Origin of the sequence: Thioalkalivibrio versutus (genome assembly GCF_001999325.1) — a bacterium.
Lineage (GTDB): Bacteria > Pseudomonadota > Gammaproteobacteria > Ectothiorhodospirales > Ectothiorhodospiraceae > Thioalkalivibrio > Thioalkalivibrio versutus.
Genome location: NZ_MVAR01000007.1, coordinates 45,279 through 64,048, shown reverse-complemented (window position 1 = coordinate 64,048; position 18,770 = coordinate 45,279). Strand labels below are relative to the sequence as shown.

Annotated in this window: 17 protein-coding genes; 7 read left to right on the top strand and 10 right to left on the bottom strand. The window is 66.5% G+C overall.

The window, feature by feature from the left end; translation table 11 throughout:
* Positions 1-215: 215 nt before the first annotated feature.
* Together B0684_RS02950 and B0684_RS02945 are read right to left on the bottom strand one after the other, a co-directional pair.
* Positions 216-839, bottom strand: coding sequence for a hypothetical protein (locus tag B0684_RS02950; RefSeq protein ID WP_018175962.1), 624 nt, complete (start codon positions 837-839; stop codon positions 216-218).
* Positions 840-1,113: 274 nt separating this feature from the next.
* Entirely contained in the window at positions 1,114-2,475 is a 1,362-nt protein-coding gene (locus tag B0684_RS02945) for a calcium-binding protein (protein ID WP_026304758.1), read from the bottom strand.
* A 417-nt stretch (positions 2,476-2,892) separates the two neighbouring features.
* On the opposite strand from B0684_RS02945, the gene B0684_RS02940 reads away from it, so the two are divergent.
* Genes B0684_RS02940 through ubiB form a run of 4 tightly spaced genes read left to right on the top strand, consistent with a single transcriptional unit; the run spans position 2,893 to position 6,334 of the window.
* Complete coding sequence (locus B0684_RS02940) at positions 2,893-3,258, top strand: gamma-butyrobetaine hydroxylase family protein (RefSeq protein WP_018145031.1); 366 nt, start codon at positions 2,893-2,895, stop codon at positions 3,256-3,258.
* 13 nt (positions 3,259-3,271) lie between these two features.
* Positions 3,272-4,021: a bifunctional demethylmenaquinone methyltransferase/2-methoxy-6-polyprenyl-1,4-benzoquinol methylase UbiE gene (gene ubiE, locus B0684_RS02935; protein ID WP_018649606.1), complete on the top strand. Its 750-nt coding sequence runs from the start codon at positions 3,272-3,274 to the stop codon at positions 4,019-4,021.
* Positions 4,022-4,028: 7 nt separating this feature from the next.
* Positions 4,029-4,649: a ubiquinone biosynthesis accessory factor UbiJ gene (locus B0684_RS02930; protein WP_018168864.1), complete on the top strand. Its 621-nt coding sequence runs from the start codon at positions 4,029-4,031 to the stop codon at positions 4,647-4,649.
* On the top strand, positions 4,649-6,334 hold the full coding sequence (gene ubiB, locus B0684_RS02925) for a ubiquinone biosynthesis regulatory protein kinase UbiB (RefSeq protein ID WP_018168863.1): 1,686 nt from the start codon (positions 4,649-4,651) through the stop codon (positions 6,332-6,334). The genes B0684_RS02930 and ubiB overlap by 1 nt, the downstream gene beginning before the upstream one ends.
* 64 nt (positions 6,335-6,398) lie before the next feature.
* Here ubiB and odhB read toward each other — a convergent pair whose 3' ends face one another.
* Both odhB and B0684_RS02915 read right to left on the bottom strand, forming a co-directional pair.
* Complete coding sequence (odhB, locus tag B0684_RS02920) at positions 6,399-7,742, bottom strand: 2-oxoglutarate dehydrogenase complex dihydrolipoyllysine-residue succinyltransferase (protein ID WP_018175960.1); 1,344 nt, start codon at positions 7,740-7,742, stop codon at positions 6,399-6,401.
* Positions 7,743-7,777: 35 nt separating this feature from the next.
* On the bottom strand, positions 7,778-10,588 hold the full coding sequence (locus B0684_RS02915) for a 2-oxoglutarate dehydrogenase E1 component (RefSeq protein WP_018168861.1): 2,811 nt from the start codon (positions 10,586-10,588) through the stop codon (positions 7,778-7,780).
* A 189-nt stretch (positions 10,589-10,777) separates the two neighbouring features.
* Between B0684_RS02915 and uvrD the strand changes: the two genes are divergently transcribed.
* Positions 10,778-12,982, top strand: a complete 2,205-nt coding sequence (uvrD, locus tag B0684_RS02910) for a DNA helicase II (RefSeq protein WP_038038012.1) — start codon at positions 10,778-10,780, stop codon at positions 12,980-12,982.
* A gap of 208 nt (positions 12,983-13,190) precedes the next feature.
* On the opposite strand, the gene B0684_RS02905 is transcribed toward uvrD, so the two are convergent.
* The gene (locus B0684_RS02905) at positions 13,191-13,721 is read right to left on the bottom strand and encodes a DsrE family protein (RefSeq protein WP_018168859.1); all 531 of its coding nucleotides are present in this window, start codon (positions 13,719-13,721) and stop codon (positions 13,191-13,193) included.
* 158 nt (positions 13,722-13,879) lie between these two features.
* Here B0684_RS02905 and rpsT point away from each other — a divergent pair, with 158 nt between their 5' ends.
* On the top strand, positions 13,880-14,149 hold the full coding sequence (gene rpsT, locus B0684_RS02900) for a 30S ribosomal protein S20 (protein WP_019612252.1): 270 nt from the start codon (positions 13,880-13,882) through the stop codon (positions 14,147-14,149).
* Positions 14,150-14,314: 165 nt separating this feature from the next.
* On the opposite strand, the gene ggt is transcribed toward rpsT, so the two are convergent.
* Genes ggt through coaD form a run of 3 tightly spaced genes read right to left on the bottom strand, consistent with a single transcriptional unit; the run spans position 14,315 to position 16,806 of the window.
* Complete coding sequence (ggt, locus tag B0684_RS02895) at positions 14,315-16,024, bottom strand: gamma-glutamyltransferase (protein ID WP_018175958.1); 1,710 nt, start codon at positions 16,022-16,024, stop codon at positions 14,315-14,317.
* Between the two features lie 8 nt (positions 16,025-16,032).
* Positions 16,033-16,284: a YfhL family 4Fe-4S dicluster ferredoxin gene (locus tag B0684_RS02890; protein WP_018168857.1), complete on the bottom strand. Its 252-nt coding sequence runs from the start codon at positions 16,282-16,284 to the stop codon at positions 16,033-16,035.
* A gap of 33 nt (positions 16,285-16,317) precedes the next feature.
* Positions 16,318-16,806: a pantetheine-phosphate adenylyltransferase gene (gene coaD, locus B0684_RS02885; protein WP_018145020.1), complete on the bottom strand. Its 489-nt coding sequence runs from the start codon at positions 16,804-16,806 to the stop codon at positions 16,318-16,320.
* Between the two features lie 104 nt (positions 16,807-16,910).
* Between coaD and B0684_RS02880 the strand changes: the two genes are divergently transcribed.
* Entirely contained in the window at positions 16,911-17,138 is a 228-nt protein-coding gene (locus tag B0684_RS02880) for a hypothetical protein (RefSeq protein ID WP_018168855.1), read from the top strand.
* Between the two features lie 96 nt (positions 17,139-17,234).
* Here B0684_RS02880 and B0684_RS02875 read toward each other — a convergent pair whose 3' ends face one another.
* Both B0684_RS02875 and B0684_RS02870 read right to left on the bottom strand, forming a co-directional pair.
* The gene (locus B0684_RS02875; protein ID WP_018175957.1) at positions 17,235-18,245 is read right to left on the bottom strand and encodes a PA2778 family cysteine peptidase; all 1,011 of its coding nucleotides are present in this window, start codon (positions 18,243-18,245) and stop codon (positions 17,235-17,237) included.
* A 12-nt stretch (positions 18,246-18,257) separates the two neighbouring features.
* Complete coding sequence (locus B0684_RS02870; RefSeq protein WP_018145017.1) at positions 18,258-18,671, bottom strand: PA2779 family protein; 414 nt, start codon at positions 18,669-18,671, stop codon at positions 18,258-18,260.
* Positions 18,672-18,770 lie beyond the last annotated feature (99 nt).

Below are 18,770 nucleotides of genomic sequence, written 5' to 3'. Positions count from 1 at the left end.
CCCAAATTTCTTCCCAACGTCCTGAAGGGAACTAAGAAATATATCGCTTGCCGAGGATATAACACTAACGACGTCGGTTCCGCTTGGCGAAGAATCATCAGACTCATCAGGTGGATTCGGGGTAACAACAATGTTCAACACCCCCTCATCGTCATAATACCAAAGCCTATCATCATGATCGGACATGCTCTTTACCTCCCTGTAAAGTATGTAGCCTAGCCACGCAGCGTGCGGACCAGGACGTCACGAAAAAACACCAGATGCTGACCCAGTATTGCACCAATTAAACCGTACATTGGGACCCAATAAATCATCACCGCAAAAGACCACTCCTGCATACTCGATAGGCCAATCTTTTCAGCGGAATGAGTCACGTCAGAAGAAAACGCATATAGCCCGAAATAGACGATCAATACCATCGGAACCCATCCAAAAAGCAAACCAAATGCTATCTTAGGAGAGACACCCTCACCAATAATCCTTACTACTCCTAAAACCACCATGCGGCGGCGGTTGAAGAATAAAAAAGACGCCGCAACCAAGATCGAATAAAAAAATGCGATCGCGAATATGTAAGGCATCTGATCTCTGAGATTATAAGCGAAATTGGTACGTCCCTGAGCGGCCGGCACGTTGGCGAGTAACCACTCGGTCGGGACACTCAGCCAAGTGGGTGGGTTATTCACGTCCATGTAATACAGGACGTACCACAACAAAACCTTCGCCAACACAGCGACACCCACCAACCCCCATCGCACCCGACGCCAGCGTCGATCTTGGTCTTCAGTAGGGCCGGGCACGCCCTCAAACCAGTCGATTACGCCTTGCTTCATGCCCATCTCACACTCAGTGTGGCCGAAGACGCCGCGACGAAACCTTGCCAAAGGTTCAGGGGGATGCCGGACGTGTAGCGCGGGCCATCGCGGCACGGTCTTACCTTTCGCGCTACGGGCAGCATTTGTGAAGAATGCAGAACCTCGCCCCTTGCGCTTGGCCGAACAGTCCGGCGATAGCTTCCGGCGCCCCCAAGTGTTGGGGGATCTGCGAGCAAATCAGGCAGCATCGGTCTGATAGAAACTGTGCGGCTGGTATGTTGCGACACGCTATTCACGGTTACGGTCTTACGGCGGAAAATGCCTCGGGGAGATCGATGATCTCTCCGTCGGCGAGGCGAACGGCGTACAGACGGTGGCGTTCCGGGTTGATGGAGCCGAACCAGTTCTGGATGCGGACGCTGTCCTTGGCATTTCGGTGGGCGATCACCAACTCGTGGTCCTCGACGTGAACATCGACATCTTCGGGGCGGATGTCCGGGCCCAGCTCGAGTACGCTACGGCCGCGGTCTCCGTGCATCTCCACCAGGATGTTATGGCCGGTACCGACGTCAAAGCGGTAGGTATTGTCGCCAGCGCCGCCATACAACAGATCGTCACTGGGCCCGGGCTGCAGGACATTGTCGCCATCGCCCCCGAGCAGCCAGTCACCGCCGGATCCGGCCTTCAGCGTTGCGGCATCATTGCGGGCCACGACAATCTCGCGCTCCACCGTGCCTTGGCCACCCATGCGCACGCCGTCCCAGCCCAGGGCCGATAGCGCCGCCTGCACACTCGGGTCGCCCCCAGCCTCGACCAGCCAGTCGCGCATCAGGCGGTAGGGATCGAAGCCCATTGCGCGCAGGCGCTCGCCACCCGCCCGCTCGAATTCGAACAAATCGGTCAGCCCTCGGGCCGGGTCGCGCTCGAAGCTCTCCTTCAGGGCGCTCGTGGTATCGGAGAAATCGAAGCCGGGACCGGATTCGTTCAGGGCAAAGCTGATCGCATCGAAGTAGGGCGCCAGGTGCGTCTGCCGCATGAGCTCGCCGTACATCGCCGTTTTCAAGATCGCGAAGGCCTTGTGCAACTCCGATGCTCCTCCCGGGCGAGGGTCGGGGCTGCCCTGCTGGCGGAAATCCCTGTCCAGGAAGGCCTCCAGGGTGACAAGCTTGCGGCCATCGATGTTCGGCCCCCGGTCTTCCGGATCGACGTCGGCGGCTCCGGCCCATTCAAACAGCAACGCTTTCATGCGGGCGGCACGCGCCTGCACGTCGGTCTCGTTTCGAAAGGCCTCGACATGCTCGCGCAAACGGCCGCTGTCGTCGCGCTCCAGGGCCACGCGCAGGTTCGGCACGTTGCCGTAGCCCTTCAGGTCAACGTCAGCGCCAGAACCAGCCGGAATACTCGGGTCCCGGATATCGCCCAGGGAACGCGGCTCCGAACCACCCCGCCCGGTCGAAACCTCGGATGAAAGCTCTGACGAGTGATCCGGAGACCACCCCGGAAGAGGGACGCCACCTGCGGTCGAGGAAAACCCTTGCTTGAACCCCCGAGCGAACTCGGCCGCGAAGAGGTTCACGCCATGCCGGACCTCGGGTAGCAACGTATACACCGCACCCAGGCAGGCCAGCACGAATACAACGGTGACCAGGGCAGACCTCATGAGGCCACCCTCCCGAACGGCCGGAAAGAAGCGGCCTCGGGGATGCGAGCAGGAGACCCTGGGGCTGAACACCAGGCAAAACGGCGGTCCTGCGACTCTGCGCGGCGATCGTCCGCAAGGCGCGGGAGAGCACGACGGCCTATCCAGGCACCTGGCGCAAGGAATTCGTCGTCCGACTCTTGTCGAGATGGGGGCACGCCAATCCGTGGCGAAGTCATGGACATTCCCTTTCCATGAATAAGGCTGCGGACTCTGACGCGCCACCCAAAGGGTGTCAAGATCCGCAGACCTGCGGTGCGCGGGGAGATGCCACGCTGGCCCGCAGGGCTGGTATCCTCGCAGTCCATTGATGGCCGCCGTTTGGCGGTCCGCTGATTCGGTTCGGGCGGCGCCCGGACTGTGGATTCTGGAGGCCGCATGAGCAGTACCCACCGACCCACCGATATCCAGCTGCATCAGAAGTCGCGCATCCTGGAGCTGACATATTCGGACGGCTCGCATTTCGAGTTGCCCTGCGAGTTCCTGCGCGTGTATTCGCCCTCGGCCGAGGTGCGCGGGCACGGCAAGGGCCAGGAGGTGCTGCAGGTCGGCAAGGAAGACGTGAACATCACCGGGATCGAGCCGGTCGGAAACTATGCGGTGAAGCTCGTGTTCTCCGACGGGCACGACACCGGCATCTATGACTGGGACTACCTGCACGAACTCGGCACGAACCAGGAGCGACTGTGGCAGGATTACCTGGATCGGCTGAAAGAGGCCGGACACGAGCGCAAGACGCACTGACAACGGCACTTTGATGAAAGAAGAATCCGGCAAGACCCACTTCGGCTACCAGAGCGTCCCCGAGTCCGAGAAGGCCTCGCGGGTCGGCGAGGTGTTCCATTCGGTCGCCTCGCGCTACGACGTCATGAACGACCTGATGTCCATGGGCGTCCATCGCATCTGGAAGCGCTACACCCTGGAGCGCACGGGCGTGCGCCCAGGCATGAAGATCCTGGACCTGGCCGGCGGCACCGGGGACCTCGCCGGGGCCTTTGCCCCACGGGTCGGACCGAAGGGTCAGATCGTGGCCTGCGACATCAATGCCTCGATGCTGGAGGCCGGGCGCGACCGCATGCTGGACGAGGGCCATGTGGGTAACCTCGACTTCGTGCAGGCGGACGCCGAACAGCTCCCCTATCCGGACGACTACTTCGACCGCGTGACCATCGCCTTCGGCCTGCGCAACGTGACCCGCAAGGAGCGCGCGCTGGCCGAGATGCGCCGGGTGATCAAGCCGGGCGGGCGCGTGCTGGTGCTGGAGTTCTCGCAACCGATGGCGCCGCTGCGCCCGATCTACGATGTCTATTCGTTCAAGATGCTCCCCCTGATGGGCAAGCTGGTCGCGAACGACGCTGACAGCTACCGCTATCTGGCCGAATCCATCCGCATGCACCCGGACCAGGAAACCCTGGCCGGCATGATGCGCGACGCCGGACTGGAACGGGTCGAATACGACAACCTGACCGGCGGCATCGTCGCCCTGCACCGCGGCACCAAGCTCTAGCATTTTCATGGCCGAACCCTTCGCCCTGCCCAGTCCGTTCGCGGCCCTGATCGAGGCCACACTGAACGAACACCTGGCCAGCGCTCCGGAGAAGGACCGGGCGCGGCTGGCCGGGCGTGCGATCGCCATCGTGATCGAGCCACCGGGGCTCGCGCTGTCGCTGGTCGGGGCCGCCGACCGGCTGCAGGTTACAGGCGGCGTCGAGGAGCCAGTGGACGTGCAGCTGAAGGGCTCGCCGCTGTCGCTGGCCGCGGCGATGGCACGTGACGACCGCTCCGGGTTGAGCATTACCGGGGATGCGACCGTGCTCTCCGACCTGCAACATGCACTGCGCGATGCCGGTATCGACTGGGAAGATCTGTTCGAACGCTTTGCCGGCGCCGGAGCGGCCGGGCCGCTGCGGCATCTGCTGGACCAGGCGCGCGACAGCCTGCGGCACCTGGGCCGGCGCTCCGCCGAGGACACGGCCGACTACCTGCGCGACGAGCTCGAGTGGCTACCGGCCGGCGGCGCGTTCGAGGCCTTCGCCGAAGACGTAGCCACGCTGCGCGACGACGTCGCCCGGCTGGATGCGCGGCTGCGTCGTCTGGAGGCATCGGCCTCCGCACCTGACGACCGGCAGGCCTGATGCGCCGCGCGCTGTACCGGGGCCTGCGGCTGTGGACCATTGCGCGGGTCCTGGTGCGCTATCGCCTGGACGTCATCCTGTTCACGCTGAAGCCGCTGCGCCCGCTCAGCTTCCTGCTCTATCTCGCCCCCTGGAACTGGTTCCGCCGCACCGAGGGCACGCGCGGCGAGCGCATCCGCCGCGCACTGGAGGACCTGGGCCCGATCTTCATCAAGTTCGGGCAGATGCTCTCCACCCGGCGCGACCTGCTGCCGGACGACATCGCGATCGAGCTTGCGCGCCTGCAGGACCGGGTGCCGCCGTTCCCCAGTGACCAGGCGCGCGCCGTGATCGAGGCCGAGCTGGAACGCCCGATCGAGATCGCCTTCGCCGCCTTCGAGGACACGCCGATCGCCTCGGCCTCCATCGCCCAGGTGCACGCGGCCACGCTGCAGGACGGGCGCGAGGTGGTCGTGAAGGTGGTGCGCCCCGGCATCCTCAAGACCATCCGTGCGGATCTCGAGGTCATGCACCTGATCGCGGACCTGGCGGACCGCTACTGGTCCGAGGCCAAGCGCCTGCGCCCGCGCGAGGTGGTGGACGAATACGAAAAGACCATCACCGACGAACTGGACCTGATCCGCGAGGGCGCGAACGCCGCCGCGATCCACCGCAACTTCGAGGACAGCCACCTCCTCTACATCCCGGAGATCATCTGGGATTACACCCGCCGCAGCGTACTGGTGATGGAGCGCATCGGCGGCCTCCCGGTGGCCGATGTGGCCGCCCTGCGCGAACGCAACGTGGACCTGAAGCTGCTGGCCGAACGCGGGGTGGAGATCTTCTTCACCCAGGTGTTCCAGCACAACTTCTTCCACGCCGACATGCACCCGGGCAACATCTTCGTCGATGCCACCCACCCGGACGACCCGACCTACCTGGCCGTGGACTTCGGCATCGTCGGCTCGCTGCTGGACTCCGACCAGCGCTATCTGGCCGAGAACTTCCACGCCTTCTTCAACCGCGATTACCGCCGCGTGGCCGAACTGCACGTGGAATCCGGCTGGGTCCCGAAGGACACCCGCGTCGACGAGTTCGAGGCGGCGATCCGCACCGTGTGCGAACCGATCTTCCAGCGTCCGCTGGACGAGATCTCCTTCGGTCAGGTCCTGTTGCGCCTGTTCCAGACCGCTCGGCGGTTCAACATGGAGGTCCAGCCGCAGCTGGTGCTGCTGCAGAAGACCCTGCTGAACATCGAGGGCCTGGGCCGCCAGCTCTACCCCCAGTTGGACCTGTGGACCACCGCCAAGCCGTTCATCGAAAAATGGATGCACGAACGCATGGGCGTGCGCGCATTCATCCGCAACGCGCAGCAACACCTGCCGCGCCTGCTGGCGCACCTGCCGGAACTGCCGATGCACCTGGAGAAGGCCCTGACCGTGGAGGAACAGCGGGCCGAGCGCGACGCCGCGCTACGCCGCCAGATCCTCGAGCTGGAAAACGGGCTGAGGCGCCAGTCCCGCCGCCGCAACGAGGGCTGGGCGGGTGTGGCCCTGCTGGCCCTCGCGGGGCTGGCCACGCAGCTGGAGGTCACCGCCTGGCAGGGGCTTGCCTGGCCGGCCTGGCCGCTCGCGCTGATCGGCGCCGGCGTGCTGCTGTTCAGCCTGCGCCCCGGCCCCCGGCGCCGTCCCGTCACGGACGACTGAGCCAGCCGTCACGTGGGATGCGGCTTGAGTCGCAGCCCTGACGCCACCACTCCACCTCACAGGGTCAAACGTCGAGCAGCAACCGTGCCGGGTCCTCGATGGCTTCCTTGATGGCGACCAGGAACTGCACCGCCTCGGCACCGTCGACCAGGCGGTGGTCGTAGGACAGGGCGACGTACATCATCGGCCGGACGACGACCTCGCCGTCCACCGCGACCGGGCGTTCCTTGATCGCGTGCATGCCGAGGATCGCGCTCTGCGGCGGATTCAGGATCGGCGTGGAGAACAACGAACCGAACACGCCCCCGTTGGTGATGGTGAAGGTGCCACCGCGCAGCTCGTCGATATCCAGCTTGCCGTCGCGGGCACGCTCGGCGTAGTCGCGGATACGCCGCTCGATCTCGGCGATGGAGGCGTTTCCGGTATCGCGCAGGACCGGCACCACCAGTCCGCGCGAGGAGGAGACTGCAATGCCGATGTCGCTGTAGTGGTGATAAACGATCTCTTCGCCATCCAGTGCGGCATTGACGACCGGGAAGCGCTCGAGCGCGCGGCTGGCCGCGGCCACGAACAGGCCCATGAAGCCGAGCTTGATGGAATGGCGCTTCTCGAAGGGCTCCTTGTAGCGGCTACGCAGGGCCATCGCCGCGGACATGTCGACCTCGTTGAAGGTGGTCAGCATCGCGGTGGTCTGCTTCGCCTCCAGCAGCCGTTCCGCGATGCGCGCCCGCAGGCGGGTCATCGGCACACGCTCGATGCGCTCGGCGCGGTCTCCGGGGTCGGCCGCATGCCCCTGGGGTCGCGCCGCCCCGACGGAACCCGATGGCTTCGAAGAAGCCGCGGGCGCGCTGCGATCGCTGCACGCACGCTCCACATCGGCACGCTGGATGCGCCCGTCGTCGCCGGTGCCCTCGACATCCTCCGGACGCAGGCCGGCTTCCTGCAGCAGGCGCCGCACGGCCGGCGTGGGCGGCGGCGGGCTACCGGCCGCTCCGTTCTCGGCCCCGGACGGCGCGGGCTCGGGTGAGGAGGCAGCGACCGGTTTCCCTTCCCGATCCCCCGTTGCAACAGACGCTGGCTTGCCGCCCTCCGTGGCTGTCGATGCCCTGGAAGGCGCTGCCTCATCCTCGGTCTCTTCGTCCGGGTCCTCCGGGACGGCTTCGGCGGGACCCAGATAACCCAGGATCGCGTCGGCCTTGACCACATCACCCTCGTTGGCGGAGAGCTCGACCAGGGTGCCCGCACTGGGGGCCGACACCTCGAGGACCACCTTGTCGGTCTCCAGCTCGGCGATCAGCTCGTCGCGCTTGACGGCGTCACCAGCCTTTTTGTGCAGGGCGATCACAGTCGCATCGGCGACCGACTCGGGGAGTTCCGGGACCTGGATCGGGGTGCGATCGGATGCCATCTCGCTTCCTTGTTCTGTGCGTCTTTATCGAATGTTCAGGGCGTGGGGTGCGGCGTGTCACGCGAGCTGATCGGCCCGAACGCGCGCTCGAGCAGATCTTTCAGCTGCGCCTTGTGCACCTCGGGGTAACCGACGGCGGGCGCGGCGGCCGGGGGTCTCGCGACGGCGTGCAGGGTCTGGCCACGCACCGCCAGCAGCGGGTTGATACGCGGGGCGACAAACTCCAGGTAACCCTGGTTCTCCGGTTCATCCTGGACCCAGACGAATTCATCCGCCTCCGGATAACGCCCCAGCAATTCGGTCAGGCGCGCCTCGGGGAAGGGGTAACACTGCTCCAGGCGCAGGATCGCCGTATCCGCGTGCTCGCCCTCGGCCTGGCGCGCGGCCAGATCGTAGAAGATGCGCCCACTGGTCATCAGCACGCGCTTCACCTTGCCGGGATCCTCGATACGGGCGTCGTCGATGACCGTCTGGTACTGGCCCGTCGCCAGCGCATCGAGGTCGGAGACCGCGTCCTTGTGGCGCAAAAGGCTCTTCGGGGTCATCACGATCAGTGGCTTGCGATAGGGCCGCAGCATCTGCCGGCGCAGCAGGTGAAACATCTGCGCCGGCGTAGTGGGCACGCAGACCTGCATGTTCTCCTGCGCCGCCAGTTGCAGGAAGCGCTCCGGGCGGGCCGAGGAGTGCTCCGGCCCCTGCCCCTCGTAGCCGTGGGGCAGCAACAGGGTCAGGCCGGACAGGCGCCCCCACTTCTGCTCGCCGGAGGAGATGAACTGGTCGATCACCACCTGAGCGCCGTTCACGAAGTCGCCGAACTGCGCCTCCCAGACCACCAGAGCCTCGGGCGCGGCAGTGGCATAGCCGTATTCGAAGGCGAGCACGCCCTCCTCGGACAACAGCGAATCGATCACCAGGAAACGCGGGTGGTCCGGATCCAGGCGCCGCAGCGGGACGATGGCCTTGCCGGTCTCCTGGTCGTGCAGGACCGCATGGCGGTGGAAGAAGGTGCCCCGGCTGGAGTCCTGCCCGGACAGGCGAATGCGGTAGCCGTCCTGGATCAGCGCGCCGTAGGCCAGGGTCTCGGCCGCACCCCAGTCCAGCGGCTGCTCGCCGCGCGCCATGGCCACGCGGGCATCCAGGATCTTCTGCACGCGGTCGTTCAGTCGGAAACCCTCCGGCGGGGTGGAAAGCTGCTCGAGGGTGCGCGCCAGACGGTCGGCGGGGGCGCCGGTGTCCACATCCTGGTCCCAGGTCTGGTTCAGATAGGGGCCCCAGTTGGTCGAGGATCCGGCATGGCTGTTGCGCTCGCGCAGCAACGACAGCGCCACCGGCTGGCCGGCATCCAGTCGGCCGCGATAGTCCTCCAGCGCTTGCTCCTGTGCGTCTTCGGTCGTCAGGCCCTCGCGGATCAGGCGTCTGGCGTAACGCTCGCGGGTCGTCGGCAGGTCGCGGATACGACGATACATATGCGGCTGCGTCGCGGCCGGCTCGTCGGCCTCGTTGTGGCCCTGGCGGCGGTAGCAGACGAGATCGATGACCACGTCCTTGCCGAAGCGCATGCGGTAGTCCAGCGCGATCTGGGTGATGAACACCACGGCCTCGGGATCATCGCCATTCACATGCAGGATGGGCGCGTTCACCATCTTGGCGACATCCGTGGCGTAATGCGTCGAACGAGCGTCCTTCAGGGTCGAAGTCGTGAAACCGATCTGGTTGTTCACCACCACATGCACGGTGCCCTTGGTGGAGAAGCCCCGGGTCTGGGACATGTTCAGGGTCTCCATGACCACGCCCTGCCCGGCAAAGGCGGCATCGCCATGGATCACCACCGGCATCACCCGGTTGCCCTTGCGATCGCCGATACGCACCTGGCGCGCCCGCACCGAACCCTCCACCACCGGGGTGACGATCTCCAGGTGCGAGGGATTGAAGGCCAGCGCCAGATGCACCCGACCGCCCGGGGTATCCAGGTCCGAGGAGAAACCCATGTGGTATTTCACGTCGCCGGTGCCACGGTCGTCGCGCGGACGCCCCTCGAACTCGTTGGCCAGCTCCTCCGGGGACTTGCCGAACAGGTTGACCAGCACGTTGAGGCGTCCGCGGTGTGCCATGCCGACCACGAACTCCTGCAGCCCGCGCGCGCCGCCCCGCTGGATCAGGGCATTCAGCAGCGGGATCAGGCTCTCCGCGCCTTCCAGCGAGAAGCGCTTCTGCCCGACATAGCGCCGATGCAGATAGCGCTCCAGACCCTCGGCCGCGGTCAGACGCTCGAGGATCGCCAGGCGGGTGTCGTCATCGAAACCGAAGTGGCCATGGGCCGATTCCAGACGCTCCTGCAGCCAGCGCTTCTCGTCGGTGGCCATCAGGTGCATGTATTCCGCGCCGATGCCGGCGCAGTAGGTCTCCTTCAGCACCCGTTCGATCGTATCCAGCGAAACCCGCCCGTCGATGAACAGCGAGCCCGGATCAAAGGTGACATCGGGGCCGACCTGGTCGAGGCCGTGATGCTCGCGGCTCAGCTCGCGCGGTGGCTCCGGCGGTTCGCGCTCCAGAGGATCCAGACGGGCGCCAAAGTGACCGAGGTAGCGGTAGGCATTGATGAACTGCAGCACGCGGATCTGCAGCTGTTCATGGGCCAGATCCGGACGATCGGTGGAGCGCCGGCGGCGTTCCGGGCGCGGCGCCCCTTCCAGCGAGCGGAAGTAATCGGCCCAGGCCGGCGGGACGGAATCGGGCTCGTCCTGGTAGCGCTCCAGCAGATCCTCGGCGAAAGCGAGGTTATCCGGGTGCAGCTCCTGCCCGGATACGGGGCTGTCCAGCCGGTGCCGGGATGGCATCTCGTTCATTCGCGGTCTCTTCCCATTCCTGATGCGTCGGCCTTTGGGACCTGATCGGCGCGCGAGGTTCCCGCGCGGAGTCGATGAATCAGCGTCTTCTTGAAGGCTGCCTCCGAGGGTAGCGCGTTTGCGCGGGCGAAGGCACACGGCCCGCATGCGGAACGTGCGATTCCGGCCGGGTTTCCCTACCATTCGCGCATGGATGTCTCCCCCCTGCTCGATTCCCTCAACCCGGCCCAGCGCGAGGCCGTGGCCGCCCCGCCGCATCCGGTGCTGGTCCTGGCCGGCGCCGGCTCCGGCAAGACCCGCGTGCTGGTGCACCGCATCGCCTGGCTGATTGGCGTCGAGGGCGTGGCCCCGCACAGCCTGCTGGCGGTCACTTTCACCAACAAGGCGGCGGCCGAGATGCGCGGGCGCATCGAGTCGCTGCTGGGGCACCCGGCCACCGGGCTGTGGGTCGGGACCTTCCATGGCCTCGCCCACCGCCTGCTGCGCCAGCACTGGCAGGAGGCGAAGCTGCCGCAGGCCTTCCAGATCCTCGACTCCGATGACCAGCTGCGCATGGTCAAGCGCGTGCTGCGCGCCCTGGAGCTGGACGAGTCGCGCTGGCCGCCCAAGCAGGCGCAGTGGTACATCAACGCGCGCAAGGACGAGGGCTCGCGCCCGGAACACCTGCCGGATACCGGCGACCCGGTCGCCCGCCAGTGGGTACGCGTCTACACCACCTACCAGCAGGCCTGCGAGCGCGCCGGTGTGGTGGACTTCGCCGAGCTGATGCTGCGCTCGCTGGAATTGCTGCGCGACAACAAGGCCCTGCTGGAGCACTACCGCACGCGCTTTCGCCACGTGCTGGTCGACGAATTCCAGGACACCAACGACATCCAGTACGGCTGGCTGCGCCTGCTCGCCGGGGACAGCCCGGTATTCGCCGTGGGCGACGACGACCAGTCGATCTACGGCTGGCGCGGCGCGAAGATCGAGAACATCCAGCACTTCCAGAAGGACTACCCGGGCACCCAGGTCGTGCGCCTGGAGCAGAACTACCGCTCCAGCGCCAACATCCTGAACGCGGCCAACGCCCTGATCCGGCACAACTCGGGCCGTCTGGGCAAGGAGCTGTGGACCGAGGGCCACGAAGGCGCACCGGTCCGCCTGTACACCGCGCTGAACGAGCAGGAAGAGGCGCGCTTCATCGCCGAGACCATCGCCCGCCACGTGGACCAGGGCGGGCTGTACCGCGAGTGCGCGGTGCTGTATCGCTCCAATGCCCAGTCACGCGTGCTGGAAGAGACCTTCATCGGCCGGCGCATGCCCTACCGGGTCTACGGCGGCCTGCGCTTCTTCGAGCGCCAGGAGATCCGCGATGCCCTGGCCTACCTGCGCCTGGCCGGCAACGGCGATGACGATGCCGCCTTCCTGCGCGTGGTCAACCAGCCCCCGCGCGGGATCGGCGAGAAGACCCTGGAGGGCCTGCGCCAGGCCGCCCAGGCAGCCGACACCAGCCTGCTGCAGGCCGCCACTCACGCGGTGGACGCCGACGCCCTGCCCGGACGCGCGCGCACCGCGGTCGCCGGGTTCGTGCAGCTGGTCCGCACCCTGCAGCAGGAGCTCCCGCGCCAGCCGCTGGCCGATCAGGTGGAACAGGCAATCGAGCGCGCGCAATTGCGCGAGCACTACAAAAAGGAAAAGGGCGAGCGTGGCGAGGCACGGCTGGAAAACCTGGACGAGCTGGTAGGGGCCGCGCGCGCCTTCGACATGAGCAGCACCGCCGAGAGCGAGGAAGGCGAGGGCAATCGCCTGACCGAATTCCTCGCCCACGCGGCACTGGAGGCCGGCGAGGGTGCGGCCGACCCGCACGAGGACGCGGTGCAGATGATGACCCTGCACTCGGCCAAGGGCCTGGAGTTTCCGCTGGTCTTCCTGACCGGCATGGAAGAGGGGCTGTTCCCCAACGCCCGCTCGCTGGAGGAGCCGGGGCGACTGGAGGAGGAGCGCCGCCTGGCCTATGTCGGCATGACCCGCGCCGAACAGGAGCTGTACCTGATCCATGCCGAGACGCGGCGGCTGTATGGACGCGAGTCCTACAACGTCGCCTCGCGCTTCATCAACGAGATCCCCGAGGGCGCGCTGGAAGTGCTGCGCCCGCAGGCCTCGCCGTATGGCGCGGGCCGCTTTGCCGCGGCCCGGAACAAGACGGCGGGCTTCGGGGCCATGGATGCGCAGGCCGCCGAGGCCTCCGCGGCGGGCCTGGCGATCGGCGCACGGGTGCACCACGCGAAGTTCGGCGAGGGGCTGATCACCCAGTTCGAGGGTTCCGGCAACTCGGCCCGGGTCCAGGTGAACTTCGCCCACGCCGGCTCCAAGTGGCTGGTGCTGAGCTTCGCCAAGCTCGAAGTCCTGTAATCCACGACTGAACGGGCACGCCCGACACGGCCTGCTTGCACCACGAAGGGCACGGAGAAAAAGGACTCGAGGGGGTATTGCGCAAGGCCGGCGCACCCTGTCCGCGATGCCCCAGTATCGCACCCACCCCTGGCCGTCTCCGGACCTTCGTGGAGACACGAAAAAGCCCCGCCGAGGCGGGGCTTCGGGTCAAGCATGCGGAAGACCCTTACTCGATCTTGATGTAGGCGAAGCCTTCCTCGTTCTGCAGCTCGGCCACGCGCACCACACCCGAGGGCACGAAGGTGACGTGGTCATAGATCAGGTCCTCGTCCAGTCCGATCTGCGAACGGGTGATCTCGCACAGCTCGAGCTTCACGCCGTGGGTGCTGGCGAGGCTCATCAGGCGCCCACGCAGGGTGTCGCGCTCTTCCTTGAGCTCCTCGTCGGCCTCGAACGGGGTATCAGCCAGGTCGTCATCGGTCAGGAAGCGGATGCCGTGCGCCACGAACACGATGCGCACGTCGGCATCGATAAACTCGTTCTGGTAATGCGTCATCATATTGTTGATGCTGGTCAGCATCGCGGAGAAGCGGCGCGGGTCGGCAAAGTCGGCGTGATAGACGACCTTGGCCTCCGGCTCGAAGGCCTTGGCCTGCGGCATGAAGGCAATGCTGGCCAGCAGGAGCGCCACGAACAGCAGGGCCATGCCCGATGCTGTCGCCGGTGCGGCCCGAAGGGTCTGGTTGAATCGATTCATCCTGTTCTCCTTTGAATGGCTTTCTTTCTTCTACAGTAGACGCATGGACGGCCCCAGGCCATCCCCATCACGCGCACGACCCGGTTGACGCTGGAGTGCTCCGGGGGTATGCTCTGCCGCCTTTCCAGAACCTAGCGATTTAACGCGAGGGAAGTACTTTGGCAAATATTGCTTCTGCCCGTAAGCGGGCCCGTCAGGCGGTCAAGAACCGCGCCCACAACATGGGGCTGCGCTCCCGTTTCCGCACGGCCATGAAGGCCGTGCTGAAGCCGCTGCACAAGGGCGATGCCCAGGCGGCCGCCGAGGCCTACAAAGAGGCCGTTCCGGTGATCGACAAGACCGTGAGCAAGGGCCTGATTCACCGCAACAAGGCGGCTCGCCACAAGAGCCGCCTGAACGCCCGCATCCGCGATCTGGCCCAGGGCTAAGCCCCCGGGTTCCGGGCCGGTACTGCCGGCCCGGCGGTTGCAGTGAATCGAAAAAGCCGCTCCCCGATCTCGGGGTGCGGCTTTTTGTGTGGGCGCAATTCGTGAAGGCCAGGGATACGCTGATTCATTCGCGCGCCCCCTGTGCGCGCGTCCACCAGCGCGTCTTCAGGGCTGGAACACCCGCGCCTCGCCCTCGCCGCGCGGATCGGAAGCCGCCTCCAGGCGACCCGCCCCGCGCTCCCACAGGATGGCGTTCATGTCACCGAACGGACGCACCTGCGGCACCAGCTGATGCCCTCGCGAGACCAGCTGGCCACGCAGTTCGGCATCGAACGCCCCGGTTTCGTGTTCCACCCGATCGGGCAAATACTGGTGGTGATAGCGAGGCGCCGCGACGACCTCCTCGATGGATTGCCCCTCGAGCACGCCGAACACGCCGTGCAGGACCATGGTAATGATGCGGCTGCCACCCGGCGTGCCCAGGATCGCCACGCGATCCTGGGTCTCGACGAAGGTCGGGCTCATGCTCGACAACGGGCGGCGCTGCGGCGCGATGGCATTGGCCTCGAAACCGACCAGGCCATAGGCGTTGGGCTCGCCCGGCTTGGCCGAGAAGTCGTCCATCTCGTTGTTCAGCAGCACGCCCGTCCCGGGCACCACGTAGCCGGACCCAAACGGGTAGTTCAGCGTCAGCGTGGCCGCGACCCGGTTGCCCTCGGCGTCGATCACGGAAAAGTGCGTCGTCTCGCGACTCTCGGCCGCGGCCGAGCCCGGAACCTCGGGCTGCGGCTCCACTGACAGCGGCAGGTAGCGGCTGGGGGTGGCCGTGTCGGGATGGATGGTAGCGCGCAGACCGGCCGCGTATTCGCGCGACAGCAGCCGCTTCAGCGGCATATCCACATGGTCCGGATCGCCCAGGTACTCGGCGCGATCACGATAGGCGCGGCGCATCGCCTCGATGGTCAGGTGGACGCGCATGTCCGGCGCCAGTGCCTCGAGGTCGTAGAACGCCAGGATGTTCAGGATCTGGCCGAGCGCGACCCCGCCGGAAGATGGCGGCGAGGCGGTGGTGATCGTGGCGCCAAGATAGTCCAGACGCACGGGGTCGCGCTCGACGACCGCGTACCCCGCCAGGTCGTCCAGAGTCCAGATACCGCCGGCCTCGCGCACGCCGGCGACCAGGCGCTCGGCCAGATCACCGGTATAGAAACCATCACGGCCTTCGTCCGCCAGGCGCCGAAGGGTCACGGCCAAGTCCGGCTGGCGCAGAATCGCGCCTTCGTCCGGCAGGCGACCCGCCTCAAGGTAAATGTCTCGTGCGTCAGCCCCGTCGCGCAGGGCCTGATGACGAAAGCCCGCCATCTGCAGGTAGCGGCCGCTGACCGGAACACCGTCCTCGGCCAGACGGATCGCCGGGGCCAGGCTGTCGGCCAGCGAAAGGCGTCCGTATTCCCGCGCCAGGTGATCCATGCCAGCGGGCATGCCGGGGATGCCGGCGCCAAGCACGCCATCCAGCGACAAGCCGTCGATCACCTCGCCGTCGGCATCCAGATACATGTCGCGGTCGGCCGCGGCCGGGGCGGTCTCGCGGGCATCGAGCATCACGCTGCGGTCGGAGGATGCCTCGTACAGCAGGAAGAACCCGCCGCCCCCGAGCCCGGAGCCGTAGGGCTCGGCTACACCCAGGGCGGCGGTAATCGCGACGGCGGCATCGAAGGCGTTGCCGCCGTCGCGCAGCACGGCCTCGCCCGCCTCGGTGGCGGCCGGATGCGCGCTCGCCACTGCGTGCTGCCCCGGCCCGGCCAGCGCCAGCGGCGCCGCCAGCGACAGGGTGACGAGGACCGTGCAGTGCAGGAGCGGGCGACGCCAATCCATGTCGCGGCCTACTTCGCGGCCATCAGGGCGTCGTACTTGGCCGTCAGCTGCTCGCGGGTCTCCTTGTGATCGGGATCCAGCGGGATGCAGTCCACCGGGCAGACCTGCTGGCACTGCGGCTCGTCGAAATGGCCGACACATTCGGTGCACAGGGCGGGGTCGATCTCGTAGATCTCGTCCCCCGGGTAGATGGCCTCATTCGGGCACTCGGGCTCGCAGACATCGCAGTTGATGCATTCGTCGGTGATCATCAGGGCCATGGGCCGTTCCTCGTATCCAGTGGCGGGGCCCGGCTAGCGTGCTGCGCCGTTTTGTTCGGCCAGCATGCGCGCCACACCGGGGCTAACGAATTTTGAGACGTCGCCGCCCAATCGGGCGATTTCCCGTACCAGACTGGAGGAGACGAAGCTGTACTCCTCCGCTGGCGTCAGAAACAGCGTTTCGACCTCCGGCGCAAGCTGTCGGTTCATCGCTGCGAGCTGGAATTCATGTTCAAAGTCGGACACCGCCCGCAATCCGCGCAGGATCACGTTGGCCTGCTGCGCATGAACAAAGTGCGCGAGCAGGACATCGAAGCCCTGCACCTCCACGCCGGGGATGTCACCTACCGCCTGCTCGGCCAGGGCCACGCGGGTCTCCAGCGGGAAGGCCGGGCCCTTGTTGGGACTGGCGGCCACCGCGACTACCACGCGATCGAACAACCGTGCCGCACGCCGCACGATGTCCGTGTGACCGTGGGTGATCGGGTCGAAGGTGCCAGGATAGATGGCAGTAACGGACATGGGCGAATGGCCGGTCAGGAAAGCCCCCATTAGACCGCAAGCACCGCGAACAGACAAAATGCCTTTCGCGCACGCCGCGCCCGCACCAAACTAAGGACAGCCCGATGAGTGACGACTACCGCCCCCCGCTTGCCGACTACTGGGACCAGCTCGAGTCCCGCTACGGCGGCGGCTTCAACTTCCATCAGATCTCGCGCGACGAACTGGCGCAATTGGTGGAACACCTGCGTCAAGCGGTAAAGAATGACCCGCAGGTCACGGACGTGGAGAAGCAGAACCTGGGCCTGGTGCTCAAGCACGCCGAACAGGCCCTGGAAAAACGCTCGACCTAACGCAACAGGGACTGTCCCTGCGAGCGGTGCGCGGTCATCCACACCCTGCCGATCGCCGCGGGCTTCGCGACTCGCGATGACGGAAGCCGTGCGGTCTTACCGCGCGCGTGCCTCGGTCGCCACGGCACAGGGCGGCAGGGCTCGACACTCGGCGCCGCCGTCCGGAGCCTCCGCCGCAGCGCCCAGGGTGCGCGCATACGCTCCCGGTCCCGCCAGATCGGCCGCACAGCTCGCGGCCTCGCGTGCCTGCTCGCCGCACTCGCGAGCGATCAGCACGTGCGCGAGGTTGTTCCAGCCCTCGTGGCGGGCCGGATCGCGCTCGACCAGCGCCCGCAGGGCATTCTCCGCCGCCGGCAGATCGCCCTGGGCAAAGGCCACGTTGGCGCGACCCACGTAGGGGATCGGTTCATCGGGCCAGCGGTCCATGGCGGTTTCGTAGCCCGTGGCCGCCGCCGCAAAGCGCCCGGTCTGTTCCAGTTCGTTGACCGCACGCAGCCAGCGCAGCGGCTGGGCGGTGGCCGGCAGGGTATCGGGGGACATCACAAGGAAGGCCCAGCGCTCACCCCGCGCCCAGGTGCGCTCGAAGCGGGCGAAGGAATTCACGTGGCGCTGGATCGGGCCGCTGCGCAGGAAGATCTCCCGATCCTCCAGGTCGTATCCGATAACCACCGCAAAGTGCCATTCCGGGATCAGGGCCACCCCGAGGTTCTGAAACACCACTACCGGGTTGCCCGCCGCCACCTCGCGCAGGATCGCCTCCAGTTGGGGCTCGATACGGTAGGCCACCTGGTCGCGCGCGCGCACCGCCGCGCGCATCTCGGTCTGCAGGCTGCCCGCGCGGGCGGGGATGTAAACCTCCTCGATCAGATCATCCAGCGCGGCGTCGATCCCCCGGGCATTCAACGCCGTGGCCAGCGCGGCGGGGCCGCACTGGTATTGCTCCTGGGGAAAGAACGGCGTGTCAGCCAGTTCGACGCGCGCCGGCAGGTCCGTCGGACGCTCGCTCGCCAGACCCGCGCTCTGCGGCGCGGTGGCACAACCGGTCAGCCAGAGAAGCGCGGCGAGCGCGAGAAACCCCGTAACTCGCCGCGTCGAGATGGACCCCATGCAGGGCGTGGCTTAGCGGGACGGTCCGACAAACGAGAAGATGTCGGTCACACCCACCGCATCCAGGATCACGAACACCACGAACACGATGGCGACCACACCCAGGACGCTGGCCGCGCCGGCCGGGTCGGTCTCCATGTGCGCCTCCAGCTGCGCCAGTTCGTCGTCGGTCAGGCGGGCCACACGCTGCTCGGCGCGCTCGGGATCAACCCCCATCTCGATCAGCTGCGCGCGAACCTCGGCGTCATTGAGCTGTTCCAGCAACTGGGCGCGGGTGTCGTCCGCGCTGGCCTGCTGGATCATGCTGCCGGTATCCAGCATGCCGACATCGGCGAATGCCGGGGTGGCGGGCAGCAGGGTCAGGGCCAGCGCGACCAGCAGTGCCGCGGGTGCGGACAGAACTCGACGGAACGAATGAACGCTCATGGGCAGACTCCTTGAAATCGGTGAACGGTTGTTAGAAGTGTAGCCCGCCAGAACCGCGAATTGACCGGCCGCAAACGAAAATCGCGGCCGGTTTCACAC